9 protein-coding genes are annotated in these 13349 nt (G+C 74.8%); 5 read left to right on the plus strand and 4 right to left on the minus strand.

Features of this window, described 5'->3' with window-relative positions; translation table 11 throughout:
* Window positions 1–43 precede the first annotated feature (43 nt).
* Together ACWD4A_RS18110 and ACWD4A_RS18115 are read left to right on the plus strand one after the other, a co-directional pair.
* A complete protein-coding gene (locus ACWD4A_RS18110; RefSeq protein WP_451194926.1) occupies window positions 44–4234 on the plus strand; it encodes a Pls/PosA family non-ribosomal peptide synthetase in 4191 nt (1396 codons plus the stop codon).
* Window positions 4235–4247: 13 nt separating this feature from the next.
* Window positions 4248–5696, plus strand: coding sequence for a M1 family metallopeptidase (locus ACWD4A_RS18115; RefSeq protein WP_451194928.1), 1449 nt, complete (start codon window positions 4248–4250; stop codon window positions 5694–5696).
* Window positions 5697–5721: 25 nt separating this feature from the next.
* Here the strand turns inward: ACWD4A_RS18115 and ACWD4A_RS18120 are convergent, their stop codons facing one another.
* The 3 genes from ACWD4A_RS18120 to ACWD4A_RS18130 form a co-directional block, all read right to left on the minus strand.
* Entirely contained in the window at window positions 5722–6528 is an 807-nt protein-coding gene (locus ACWD4A_RS18120; protein WP_451194930.1) for a pentapeptide repeat-containing protein, read from the minus strand.
* Between the two features lie 80 nt (window positions 6529–6608).
* Window positions 6609–8990, minus strand: coding sequence for a Tex family protein (locus ACWD4A_RS18125; protein WP_451194997.1), 2382 nt, complete (start codon window positions 8988–8990; stop codon window positions 6609–6611).
* 89 nt (window positions 8991–9079) lie between these two features.
* A complete protein-coding gene (locus ACWD4A_RS18130; protein WP_451194932.1) occupies window positions 9080–9952 on the minus strand; it encodes an SCO6745 family protein in 873 nt (290 codons plus the stop codon).
* A 110-nt stretch (window positions 9953–10062) separates the two neighbouring features.
* On the opposite strand from ACWD4A_RS18130, the gene ACWD4A_RS18135 reads away from it, so the two are divergent.
* Both ACWD4A_RS18135 and ACWD4A_RS18140 read left to right on the plus strand, forming a co-directional pair.
* Window positions 10063–11031 carry a GlxA family transcriptional regulator gene (locus ACWD4A_RS18135; protein ID WP_451194934.1) on the plus strand — a complete coding sequence of 323 codons (969 nt, stop codon included), beginning with the start codon at window positions 10063–10065 and terminating at the stop codon, window positions 11029–11031.
* A gap of 28 nt (window positions 11032–11059) precedes the next feature.
* Window positions 11060–11710, plus strand: coding sequence for a DJ-1/PfpI family protein (locus ACWD4A_RS18140; RefSeq protein WP_451194936.1), 651 nt, complete (start codon window positions 11060–11062; stop codon window positions 11708–11710).
* A gap of 140 nt (window positions 11711–11850) precedes the next feature.
* Here ACWD4A_RS18140 and ACWD4A_RS18145 read toward each other — a convergent pair whose 3' ends face one another.
* Window positions 11851–12606, minus strand: a complete 756-nt coding sequence (locus ACWD4A_RS18145) for an enoyl-CoA hydratase/isomerase family protein (protein ID WP_451194938.1) — start codon at window positions 12604–12606, stop codon at window positions 11851–11853.
* Window positions 12607–12682: 76 nt separating this feature from the next.
* Between ACWD4A_RS18145 and ACWD4A_RS18150 the strand changes: the two genes are divergently transcribed.
* Entirely contained in the window at window positions 12683–13315 is a 633-nt protein-coding gene (locus ACWD4A_RS18150; RefSeq protein ID WP_451194940.1) for an HdeD family acid-resistance protein, read from the plus strand.
* Window positions 13316–13349: the final 34 nt, after the last annotated feature.

Here is a 13349-nt window from a genome sequence, read left to right on the forward strand (position 1 = left end):
CCCGTCCCTTTCCGGCCCACAGTCCGGCACACAGGACCCACCTGTGGGGCAGGCGCGCTACCGCAGTGCCCCGGCACCGCGGCCGCGCACCCTGCTCGACGTACTCGACACCACGATCGCCGCACATCCCGAGGCCCTCGCCCTCGACACCGGCACCGAGGCCCTCACCTACCGCGCCCTGAGAGACGAGATCGCCGTCCGCGCCGACCGGCTGCGCCGGACCGGCATCGGCCCCGGCGACCGCGTCGGCATCCGCATCCCCTCGGGCACGGCGGAGCTCTACCTGGCCGTCCTCGCCACGCTGGCCTGCGGCGCGGCATATGTGCCGGTCGACGCCGACGACCCCGAGGAACGCGCCACCACCGTCTTCGGCGAGGCGGGCGTCTGCGCCGTCCTCGGCGCCGACGGCCTGCTCACCGCCGGGCCCGTCGAACCCCTGCGGGCGCGGCGGCGGGAGCCGCTCCCGGAGGACGACGCCTGGATCATCTTCACCTCCGGCTCCACCGGCGCCCCCAAGGGCGTCGCCGTCACCCACCGCAGCGCCGCCGCCTTCGTCGACGCCGAGTCGGAGCTCTTCCTCCAGGACCGCCCGCTCGGCCCCGGCGACCGTGTGCTGGCCGGACTGTCCGTGGCCTTCGACGCCTCCTGCGAGGAGATGTGGCTGGCCTGGCGCTACGGCGCCTGCCTCGTGCCCGCCCCCCGCGCCCTGGTCCGCGCGGGCCATGAACTCGGCCCCTGGCTGCTCGAGCGCGGCATCACCGTGGTGTCCACCGTGCCCACCCTCGCGGCGCTGTGGCCCCCGGAGTGCCTGGACCGCGTACGGCTGCTGATCGTCGGCGGCGAGGCGTGCCCCGCCTCCCTCGTCGACCGCTTCGCCGTGCCCGGCCGCGAGATGTGGAACACCTACGGGCCCACCGAGGCCACCGTCGTCGCCTGCGCCGCCCGGATGCTGCCCGGCCGCCCCGTCCGCATCGGACTGCCCCTCAACGGCTGGGAACTGGCCGTCGTCGACGAGGCCGGGGAGCTCGTCCCGTACGGCGCCGAGGGCGAGCTCGTCATCGCCGGCGCGGGCATCGCCCGCTACCTCGACCCGGTCAAGGACGCCGACCGCTACCGGCCCTCCGCGGCCCTGGACACCGACCGCGCCTACCGCACCGGCGACCTCGTCCGCGCCGACCCCGAGGGCCTGGTCTTCGCGGGCCGCGCCGACGACCAGATCAAGATCGGCGGACGCCGCCTCGAACTCGGCGAGATCGACGCCGCGTTGAGCGCCCTGCCCGGCGTGCACGGCGCCGCCGCGGCCGTGCGCACCACCCCGGCCGGCGGCAAGCTCCTCGTCGGCTACGTACTGCCGGACGGCGGCTACGACCGGCACAAGGCGAGAGCGCTGCTGGCCGAACGGCTGCCCGCCGCCCTCGTCCCCGTCCTCGCCGAGGTCGACGAGCTGCCCACCCGCACCTCCGGCAAGGTCGACCGCGACGCCCTGCCCTGGCCGCTGCCGCAGCGCGACGACGAGGGCGAGGAACTCCACGGCACGGCCGCCCAGTTGGCCCTCCTGTGGGAGCAGCTCCTCGGCACCCGGCCCACCGCCGACTCCGACTTCGTCTCCCTCGGCGGCACCAGCCTCACCGCCGCCCGCATGGCCTCCGCCCTGCGCGAGCACCACCCCGGCGTCTCCGTCGCCGGCCTCTACCGGCACCCCGTCCTGCGCGACATGGCCGTGCACATCGACTCCCTCGCCCCCGCGGCGGCCGCGTCCGCCCCGCACGAGGTGCGCACCGTACGCCCGGTGCGACGGCGCACCGGCGCGGCCCAGATCCTCGTGCAGTGCGCCCTGTTCGGCGTCGCCGGGCTGCGCGGCCTCGTCGGCCTCGCCGCCGCCGACAACGTGCTCGGACTGCTGGCCCCCGAGGCCTGGGCACCGCACACCTCCTGGTGGCTGGTGCTCGTCGGCTGGGTGGTGCTCTTCAGCGCGCCGGCCCGGTTCGCCGTCGGCGCCGTGGCCGCCCGCACGCTGACCCGCGGCATCACCCCGGGCGCCTACCCCCGCGGCGGCCGCGTCCACCTGCGCCTGTGGGCCGCCGAACGCACCGTCGCCGCCTTCGGCGTGCCCGCCCTCCTCGGCACCCCCTGGGCGGCCTGGTACGCCCGCGCCCTGGGCTGCACGGCGGGCCGGGGCGTGGCCCTGCACGCCATGCCGCCGGTGACCGGCCTCGCCGAGTTCGGCGACGGCAGCGCCGTCGAGCCCGAGGCCGACATCTCCGGCTGGTGGCTGGACGGCGGACTCCTGCGCGTCGGCGCCGTGAAGATCGGCGCGGGCGCCCGGGTCGCCCACCGCAGCATGCTGATGCCCGGCGCCTCCCTGGGCGCCAACGCCGAACTCACCTCCGGCGCCTGCCTGGACGGCCACATCCCCGCGGGCGAGACCTGGGAGGGCTCCCCGGCGCGGCCGCGCCGCGCGGCCGCCCGCGGGACGGGCACCCCGGCCCACCGCGCCACCGCGCCCGGCCGCACGGAAGAGGCGGCGGTGCCGCGCCCCGCGGACACCGTGTCCGTCGGGCGGGTCGCCCGCGACGCCGTGCCGGCGACCGCGCTCGTCACGGACGGGGCCGCCGTCGGCCGCGCGACGGACTGCGTGACGGACGCGCCCACCCACCACGGGGCCGACCGTCCGGGCCGTGCCGCCTCCCGGGCGTCCCTCAAGAACCGCCGCGCCGCGCGCGTCCGCCCGCAGCAGGCCGGACGGCCCGAGCCGTACGCCGGCCGCGCCAAGGGCCCGTTCAGGCCCGGCGCCGGCCGCGGCACCCGCCGCAACCGGCCCAACCCGCCCGTGCCGCGGATGTCCCGCCGCACCCGGCTCGCCTACGCGCTGAGCCTCGCGGCCCTGCCGCTGCTGCCCACCGTCGCCGCGCTGCCCGCGCTCGTCGGCACCTACTACCTGGTCAAGGGCTGCTCCACACTGCTCTCCGTGTCGCTGCTGCTGCTCGCCGCGGCACCCGTCCTCACCATCGCCACCACCCTGTGCTGGGCCCTGCTCGTCGCCGCCGTGGTCCGGCTCCTCGGGCGCGGCATCAAGCCCGGCGACCACCCCGCCACCGGCGGCGTCGCCTGGCGCGCCTGGATGGTGACCCGGCTGCTCGACTCGACCCGGTCCAGCCTCTTCCCGCTCTACGCGGGCCTGGCCACCCCCGTCTGGATGCGCCTCCTCGGCGCCCGGGTCGGCAAGCGCGCCGAGATCTCCACGGTGCTGCCGCTGCCTTCGCTGCTCACCGTCGAGGACGGCGCGTTCCTCGCCGACGACACCCTGGTCGCCCCCTACGAACTGCGCGGCGGCCGGATGCGCCTGGGCACCGCGCACATCGGCCGGCGCGCCTTCGTCGGCAACTCCGGCATCGTGGGCCCCGGCCGCGCCGTCCCCGACCACGGTCTGGTCGGCGTCCTCTCCGACACCCCCGAGCACGGCGAGCCGGGCGGATCCTGGCTGGGCCGGCCCGCGATGCCGCTGCCCCGCGTCGCGACCGTCGCCGAAGCGGGCCGGACGTTCGAGCCGCCGCGCCGCCTCGTCCTCGCCCGGATGGCCGTCGAGGCGTGCCGCGTCCTGCCGCTGATCATCGGCTTCGCGTTCGCCGAACTGGTCATGCTGGGCGAGCAGGACGCGCTCGACACCGGCGGGCCGGGGCTCGCCGCCGCCGTCGGCGCCCCGCTGCTGCTGGCCGCGGCCGCCGCCGCCGGGCTCACCGCCACAGCGGCCAAGTGGCTGCTGATGGGCCGCTTCAAGGCGGGGGAGGCCCCGCTGTGGAGCTCCTTCGTCTGGCGCAACGAGCTGTACGACACCTTCGTCGAGTCCCTCGCCGTGCCCTGGATGGCGGGCCCCTTCACCGGCACCCCGGTCCTCAACTGGTGGCTGCGCAGCCTCGGCGCCCGGATCGGCCGCGGCGTGTGGTGCGACACCCACTGGCTCCCCGAGACCGACCTGATCACCCTCGGCGACGGCGTCAGCGTCAACCGCGGCTGCGTCCTCCAGACGCACCTCTTCCACGACCGGATCATGCGGATGGACACCGTCCACCTCGCCGAGGGCGCCTCGCTGGGCCCGCACGGCATCGTCCTGCCCGGCACCACCATCGGCGCCCACGCCGCCATCGCGCCCTCGTCCCTGGTGATGCGCGGCGAGTCCGTGCCCGCCGGGACCCGCTGGGCGGGCAACCCGATCGCCGGGGAGCGTGTGGCGTGAGGAGCGGGTCCGCATGACCTTCCGGGAGCGTTTCCCGTGCAGCCGCCGCGCCCTGCTCACGGCCGCGGCGGCCCTCCCGCTGACCGCGGCCGCGGCCAGCAGCGGCGGCGACCGGGCGGACCGTACGGACGACGGCGCGGTCCGCTACTTCCCGCGCCACGGCTCGTACGGCCACCGCACCCTCGCCTACGACCTGCGGCTCGCCTACGAGCCCGACACGGCCTGGCTCGACGGGCACGCCCGCATCCGGGCGGTCGCCAACCGGAGCACGCGCCGGGTCGAACTCGACCTGGCGCGGCTCACCGTGCACTCCGCGGAGATCGACGGCACGCCGGTCGCCGTGCGGCAGCGCGACGGCAAGACCGTGCTCACCACCGAACGGCCGCTCGCCGAGGGCCAGTCCTTCACCGCCGACATCCGCTACGGCGGCAACCCCGCGCCCGTGCGGACGCCGTTCGGCGCGATCGGCTGGGACCGCACCGGCGACGGCCACGACGGCACCCTCGTCGCCTCCCAGCCACTCGGGGCACCCTCGTGGTTCCCGTGCAACGACCGGCCCGACGACAAGGCCGCCTACACCGTCACGGTCCGGGTCCCCGAAGGACACCACGCGCTCGCCAACGGCACGTTGCGCGAACGCCGGGACCTCGACGACGGATCGGTGAGCTGGACCTACCATCACCCCGGGCCCATGGCCTCCTACCTCGCGGCCGTCTACACCGGCAGGTTCGCCCACGAGACGCACGACACGGAGAGCAGCGGCTCGCCCGTCCCCCTGCACAACGCCTACCCCGCCCACCTCGCCGAGCAGGCCCGGCACGACCTGGCCCGCCAGCCGGAGATGCTGCGCGCCTTCACGGAGCTCTTCGGCCCGTACCCCTTCGAGTCGTACGGCGCGGTCGTCGTCGATGCCGAGCTCGCGGCGCCCGTCGAGAACCAGACGCTGTCCGTCTTCGGCAGCAACCACATGGACGGGCGGCGCGGCTCGGAGACGCTCGTGGCCCACGAGATCGCCCACCAGTGGTACGGGAACAGCGTCAGCCTCGCCGACTGGCAGCACATCTGGCTCAACGAGGGGTTCGCCACCTACGCGGAGTGGCTGTGGTCCGAGCACATCGACGAGGACGACGCCCACACCCTCGCCGTCCAGGCGCACCGCGAGCTGTCCCGCCGCCGGCAGAACCTGCGCATCGGCGACCCCGGGCGCAGCCGCATCTTCGACGACCGGATCTACGTGCGCGGCGCGTGCACCCTGCACGCCCTGCGGCTCGCGCTGGGCGACGAGCGCTTCTTCACGGTGCTGCGCACCTGGCACGACGCGCACCGCGGCGGCAGCGCGGACACCGACGCGTTCGTCGCCCACGCGGAACGGACGGCCGGGCGGCCGCTGGCCGGCCTGATCCACCCCTGGCTGTTCGAGCGGACGCTGCCGGACTTCCCGGAGCGGAACGCCTCCGTGTGACGGAGGCCCGGCACCCGCCCGGCGGCTACCAGTGCGCCGGGCGGGTCAGCGACGGCGGCACCACGGTGCCGCCGTCGCCCTTCGCGGCGTCGAGCTGGGACTGGACGAGGAAGAGGGCGTCGGTGAGATCCGCGCCCCGCAGATCCGCTCCGCGCAGATCGGCGCCGATGAGGTCGGCCGTGCGCAGGTCGGCGCCCCGCAGGTCGGCGCCTATCAGCAGCGCCCCGCGCAGATTGGCGCCCCGCAGGTCGGCGCCCCTGAGCCGGGCCCCGATGAGATCGGCGCCCCTGCGCTCCTTCTTCCCGCCGCGCAGCCCGGCGCGCGCGAGCTCACTGGCGCGCAGCAGCAGGGGGTTGACGGCCTGCCGGACCGCGCCCACGTCCACCGCCGCCAGGGCCTCGGGGTCCTGCCGGGTGAGGGCCTCGGTCTCCTCCAGCGCCCGGGTCAGCTCGGCGTGCACCGGGCGCGCCGCCCGCAGGGCCCGCGCCTCGGTCAGGTACCGCAGCAGCTCGTGCAGGTCCCGCATGACCGGGAACACGTCGAACATGAGCCCCGCCCCGTCCGGCTCCCGCCGCCAGTCCCGCCCCCCGAAGGTCACCTGCGAGACCTTCTGCCCGGCCCCGAAGCAGTCGTAGACCGTACAGCCGCGAAAGCCGCGCTGCCGCAATTCGGTGTGTATGCCGCAGCGGAAGTCGGCCCGCAGATTGCCGCAGGGCGTCCTGGCCGGCTTGTCGACGGCGAAGTCCGACGAGGCGGCGAACGCGGGCACGGTGCAGCACAGCCCGAAACAGTCGGCGCAGTCGGCGGTGAGCTCGGTGGGTATGTGGGGCAAGGGTGGTTCTCCTGCCGGGGCAGAGCCCCGGACCCTGTTTCGGGTGCGGGTCGGTGGGCACAACCGGATGAGGTATGAATTCAGCGGCGCTTGGGGTCCAACAGGCCCGCGCGCCGCAGCGCGTCGGCCATCGCCCCGCCCCCGCCGTTCCCACCGTCACTGTCCCGTCGAGGCCGCGGCGCCACCGCCCCCCGACCGGGACGGTCACCGCGCGGCGCGCGCTCGGCCTTCGGGGCGGCCCGCCCCGAAGAAGCCGACGCCTCGTCATCAAGCCGCAGCGTCAGCGAGATCCGCTTCCGCGGGATGTCCACATCCATGACCTTCACCCGCACGATGTCACCGGGCTTCACGACGTCCCGCGGGTCCTTGACGAAGTTCTTCGACATCGCCGACACATGCACCAGACCGTCCTGGTGCACACCGATGTCGACGAAGGCGCCGAAGGCGGCCACATTGGTGACGACGCCCTCCAGGAGCATCCCCGGCGTCAGGTCGGCGATCTTCTCGACGCCGTCCTTGAAGGTCGCCGTCCGGAACTCGGGCCGCGGGTCGCGCCCCGGGTTCTCCAGCTCGCGCAGGACGTCGGTGACGGTCGGCAGGCCGAAGGAGTCGGTGACGAAGTCCTCGGGGCGCAGCGAGCGCAGCACCTCCCGCTCGCCCATGACAGCCGCGACCTTGCCGGTCCTGCCGGCCGTCGCCTTGGCGATCGCCTGGGCCAGGGGGTACGCCTCGGGGTGGACGCCGGACTGGTCCAACGGCTCGTCCCCGCCGCGGATCCGGAGGAAGCCCGCGCACTGCTCGAACGCCTTGGGCCCGAGCCGGGCCACGTCCTTGAGCTTCTTCCGGGACGGGAAGGGGCCGTTGGTGTCGCGGTGGGCGACGATGTTCTCCGCGAGGCCCGCGCTGATCCCGGAGACCCGGGCGAGCAGGGGCACGGACGCGGTGTTCACGTCGACGCCGACGCCGTTCACACAGTCCTCCACGACCGCGTCGAGGGAGCGGGACAGCTTCACCTCGGACAGGTCGTGCTGGTACTGGCCGACGCCGATGGACTTGGGGTCGATCTTGACCAGCTCGGCGAGCGGGTCCTGGAGGCGCCGGGCGATGGAGACCGCGCCCCGGAGGGACACATCGAGCTCCGGCAGCTCCTGCGAGGCGAACGCGGACGCCGAGTACACCGAGGCGCCCGCCTCCGACACCATCACCTTGGTCAGGCCCAGCTCGGGGTGGCGGGAGATCAGGTCCGTGGCGAGCTTGTCGGTCTCGCGGGAGGCGGTGCCGTTGCCGATCGCGACCAGCTCGACGCCGTGCTCGCGGGCGAGCCGCGCCAGGGTGGCGAGCGACGCGTCCCACTTCTGCTGCGGCACGTGGGGGTAGACGGTGTCCGTCGCGGCGACCTTGCCGGTCGCGTCCACGACGGCGACCTTCACGCCCGTGCGGAAGCCGGGGTCGAGGCCCATCGTGGCGCGCGTGCCCGCCGGGGCGGCGAGCAGCAGGTCGCGGAGGTTGGCGGCGAAGACCCGGACGGCCTCGTCCTCGGCGGCCTGCCGCAGCCGCAGCCGCAGGTCGATGCCGAGGTGGACGAGGACGCGGGTGCGCCAGGCCCAGCGCACGGTGTCGGCCAGCCACTTGTCCGCGGGGCGGCCCCGCTGGGCGATCCCGAACCGCCGGGCGATGGCCTGCTCGTACGCGGTCGGGCCCTCGGCGGCGGACGGCTCCTCCGGCTCCAGCGTGAGGTCGAGGACCTCCTCCTTCTCACCGCGCAGCATGGCCAGCACCCGGTGCGAAGGCAGCTGGGTGAAGGGCTCGGCGAAGTCGAAGTAGTCGGCGAACTTCGCGCCGGCCTCCTCCTTGCCCTCCCGCACCTTCGCCGCGACCCGCCCGCGCGTCCACATGCGCTCGCGCAGCTCGCCGATCAGGTCCGCGTCCTCGCCGAAGCGCTCGGTCAGGATGGCGCGGGCGCCCTCCAGCGCGGCGGCCGCGTCCGCGACGCCGCGGTCGGCGGAGACGAAGGCCGCGGCCGCGGCGAGCGGCTCGGCCCCGGGGCCGGCGAGCAGCCCGTCCGCCAGCGGCTCCAGGCCCGCCTCCCGGGCGATCTGCGCCTTGGTGCGCCGCTTGGGCTTGAAGGGCAGATAGATGTCCTCCAGCCGGGCCTTGGAATCGGCCGCGAGGATCCGCGCCTCCAGCGCCCCGTCCAGCTTGCCCTGGGCGCGCACGGATTCCAGGACCGCCGTGCGGCGGTCCTCCAGCTCCCGCAGATAGCGCAGCCGCTCCTCGAGGGCGCGCAGCTGCGCGTCGTCGAGCATCTCGGTCGCTTCCTTGCGGTAGCGGGCGATGAACGGCACGGTCGAACCGCCGTCGAGCAAGCCGACGGCGGCCTTGACCTGCCGTTCCCGCACGCCGAGCTCCTCGGCGATCCTGCCTGCGATCCTGTCCTCGGTCGACGCACCCGCTGCCGTCACGATCACGCTCCGCTTTCTCTTCGAGCTGTGACCTGCATTGTGGCAGGTGCCACCGACAACGCCGTGCGCGCGCCCCGCGGCCCGTCGGCTCAGGCCGCGCCGATGAGGTCCGCCGGGAAGGCGCCCGCCGCCGTCACCGCCGAGGCGAAGCCCCCCGCCAGCTCGGTGAGGCGCGCGACGCCCGCCGCCCCCAGGTGCTCGTACGGGGCCGCGTCCAGGCGGTCCGTCTCCTCCTCCAGCTCCGCGCGCAGGGCGGTGCCCGCCTCCGTCAAGTGGCCGTCGGCGTCGAGCAGTCCGCGCTTCCGCAGCCGCTCCAGGCCCGCGTCCAGCTCCTCCTCGGTCCAGCCGCGTGTGGCGCGGATCCACTTCCGGCTCATGCCGCGGCCGCTCGCGCTGTGGCTGACGAGCGCCTCCACCGGGTCGAGCCCGGCCCGGACGAGGGCCATCACATGGCCGTCGCCCCGGTGTTCGCGCAGCAGCGTCGCGGCGTGCCAGAGCGCGACGTGCGGAGCCTCCGGCACCGGCAGGTCGGCGTGGGCCGCGTACAGCGGGCGGCCGCCACGGGAGCACGCCTCGGTGGCGCGCAGCGCGAGCCGGGCGGCCTCCGCCATCCCGGGCGAGGCGACGGTGTCGTCGCCGAGGAGGCGGCGCAGCGCGGTGTCGCAGGCGCGCCGCCGGGCCGCGAGCACCTCCTCGGGCGAGGTGACGTCCCAGATGCCGGGGACGTGCTCCGCGACGGTCTCGTGCCTGTAGTTGTAGAACGTCGCCGTCACCAGCCCGGCGCCCGTCCGCCCGAACGCGGCGGTCCGCGCCGCGAAGTTGACGGCCCGTGGGTTGTCGACGCCCAGCGCCGCCAGCTCCTCGCGGATCTCCGGGGTGAAATACAGGGCGGCGTGGAGCGTGTTGAGGGCGATGTAACAACGGCGCGCGGCGCGCTCGGGAAGACGCTCGGCAGTGGTCATGTCCCGCAGATTACCGACTGGTCGGTACGGCCGGAAGGGCGGAGCCGGTGGCAGGAAAGGTGGGAAGCTCGTCATTGCGGACGCAAGTGGAGTCGATCAACATGGTTGTCATGACGCCCCGCCGGAATGTGTTGATCGTCCTCTTCGAGGAGGTGCTGAGTCTCGATGTGACCGGCCCCCTCGAAGTGTTCACCGGCGGCGGCTCCAGCATCGGTGACACGGGGGCGTACCGGGTGCGCACCGCCACCCTCGACGGCGGGCCCGTCCGCACCAGCAGCGGCCTGCGGCTCACGCCCGACAGCTCGCTCGACGAGGCGGGTGTCCCGCACACCCTGATCGTCCCCGGCGGCGACGGCACCCGTGCCCCCGACCCGGGGCTGGTCGACTGGCTGCGCGAGAACGCCCCGCGTGCCGAGCGCGTGGTGTCCGTGTGCACCGGCGCGTTCCTGCTCGCCGCGGCCGGGCTGCTCGACGGCCGCCGCGCGACGACCCACTGGGCACTCTGCTCCGCCCTCGCCCAGCGGTTCCCCGCCGTCACGGTGGAGCCCGACCCCATCTACGTACGCGACGGGAACATCGCCACCTCGGCGGGCGTCACCGCGGGCATCGACCTCGCGCTCGCCCTCATCGAGGAGGACCTGGGGCGGGAGCAGGCGCTCGCCGCCGCCCGCAACCTCGTCGTCTTCCTGCGCCGCCCCGGCAACCAGACCCAGTTCAGCGCCCAGTTGGCGGCCCAGACCGCCCGGCGGGCGCCGCTGCGCGACATCCAGCACTGGGTCGTCGAGCATCCCGACGCCGACCTCTCCGTCGACGCGCTCGCCGCCCGCTCGGGCCTGTCGCCCCGGCACTTCGCCCGCGCCTTCCACAGCGAGGTCGGCATGACCCCCGGCCGCTACGTCGACCGGGTCCGCCTGGAGGCCGCGCGCCGCCTGCTGGAGGACACCGACGACAGCGTCGACAAGATCGCACGCGCCTGCGGCTACGGCACGCCGGAGGCCATGCGCCGCGCCTTCGTGCGGTCCCTGGGCGCCTCGCCCGCCGAATACCGGCGCCGCTTCCAGCCCCTGACCCCGGCCTGAGGGCCCGTCACCGCCCGAAAGGACGTCCATGCAGATCGCCCTGCTCCTCTACCCCGGCTTCACCGCCCTCGACGCCATCGGACCGTTCGAGACGCTCGGCAACCTGCCCGGCGCGGACGCCGTGTTCGTCGCCGAGCGGCCGGGTCCGGTGCGCAACGACAACGGCAGGCTCGCGCTGCTCGCCGACGCCTCGCTCGACGAGGTCACCGCCCCCGACATCGTCGTGGTGCCCGGCGGCCCCGCCGCCCTCACCGCGGTGGAGTCCGGCGCCGTGCCCGAGTGGCTGCGGGCCGTCGACCGGACCACGACGTGGACGACATCCGTGTGCACCGGCTCCCTGATCCTCGCCGAATCGGGGCTCCTGACGGGCCGCCGCGCCACCTCGCACTGGCTGCACCTGGAGCAACTGGCCTCGTACGGCGTCGAGTCCACGGGGGAGCGCGTCGTCACCGACGGCAAGTACGTGACCGCCGCCGGGGTCTCCTCCGGTATCGACATGGGCCTCACGCTCGTGGGGCGGATCGCGGGGGACCGGGTGGCGCAGTCGGTCCAGTTGCTCATCGAGTACGACCCGCAGCCGCCGTACGACGCGGGTTCCCCGGAGAAGGCCCCGGCGGACCTCGTCGCCGAGTGGCGCGCGCGGGGAGTGGAGACCGCGTCCGGCGAGCTCTTCGGCTGAGAGCCGCCGGACGGGCGCCGACCAGGCGGGGGAGGACCGGGACGGGGGTCCGGCCCTCCCCCGCCCGTCGGAGTCGCCCACCGGAGTCGCCCACCGGAGTCGCCTGTCGGAGCGACTGCCGGAGTCGCCGTCAGTCGCCGTCAGGGAGCGCTGCCGACCGACCACTCGAAGCTCGGGGCCCGCCGCTCCAGGAAGGCGGCCACGCCCTCCGCCGTGTCACCGCTGCCCCGTGCCTGCTCGCCCCAGTGCGCCACCCGGTCCGTGCGCCCGGCCGCGAACTCCTTCGCCGCCGCCTGGGTGAGCTGCGAGCGGGAGGCCAGCACCCGGGCGAACTCCGCGACCCGCTTGTCCAGCGCGTCCGCGGGCCACACCTCGTCCACCAGGCCCGTGCGCAGCGCCCGTTCGGTGTCGATCAACTCGGCGGAGAACAACAGGTACTTGGCGGTGGCCGGTCCGACCAGGTCGACCAGCCGCCGGGTGGACGACGCCGCGTAGACGATGCCCAGCCGCGCCGGGGTCACTCCGAACGAGGCGCTCTCCGCGGCGAAGCGCAGGTCGCAGGCGGCCGCGAGCTGGCAGCCGCCGCCCACGCAGTAGCCGCGGACGGCCGCGACCGTCGGCTTGGGGAAGGCGGCGAGCGCCTCCTCGGCGGCGACGGCCAGATCGCGCGAGCCCTCGCCGCCGTCGGTCAGCGAGGAGATGTCGGCGCCCGCGCAGAAGGTGTCGCCCTCCCCGGTGAGCACCAGGACGCGCACGGCCGGATCGGCGGCACAGCGCTCCAGCAGTCCGGGCAGGGCCCGCCACATGCCGTTCGTCATGGCGTTCCGCTTGGCGGGGTTGGCGATGCGGACGGTCGCGGTGCCGTCGGCGATGTCGAGATGCAGTGCGGGCTCCATGGCCGGATGCTATCCGGGGCGCGATTCCATGATCCGGCCTAGCATCGGAAGCAGGGGGCGCTACGAGGAGGCGCTCATGTCCAGGGGCACGAGACGGGCGCGGACGGCGGGCGACGTGCTCAGCCGCCGCTTCGGGGTGCTGGCGCTGCTGGGCGGCATCCTGGTCCTCGCCGGACTGGTCGGGCTGGCCTACGCGGGCTTCGCGACCCTCACCACGATGCTGCTCTTCGGCTGGCTGCTGCTGATCGGCGGTGTCGTCGGCCTGGCGCACGCCGTGCAGTCGCGGGACAGCAACTTCTTCTGGCTCGGCGTGGTGGTCGCCGCGCTGAACATCGCCGCCGGCGTGGTGGTGATCCGGCGGCCTGAAGTGGCCGCGGTGGGGCTGACCATGTTCGCGGCGCTGCTCTTCCTCACCGGCGGTGTCTTCCGGCTGGTGGGCAGCCTGGTGGTGCGGGGGCCGCAGTTCGGCTGGACGCTCCTCCAGGGCGCCTTCGGGCTGCTGCTGGGCATCCTGGTGCTGGGCGACTGGCCGCACAGCAGCCGCTACGTCATCGGCACCTTCTTTTCCCTCGCCCTGCTCTTCGACGGGCTCGGCCTGATCGCCCTCGGCGTCGGCGGACGGCGCGTCGTCACCCTGGTCTCGGAAGAAGTTGCTCCGGATCGTTCAGCGGACAGCGGGAAGGGCGGCCAGGAACAGTCGCGTGAGTGACCGTGGCATACGCGCGCGATCAAATCCCGTCGAT

This window comes from Streptomyces sp. NPDC002537 (assembly GCF_053594975.1).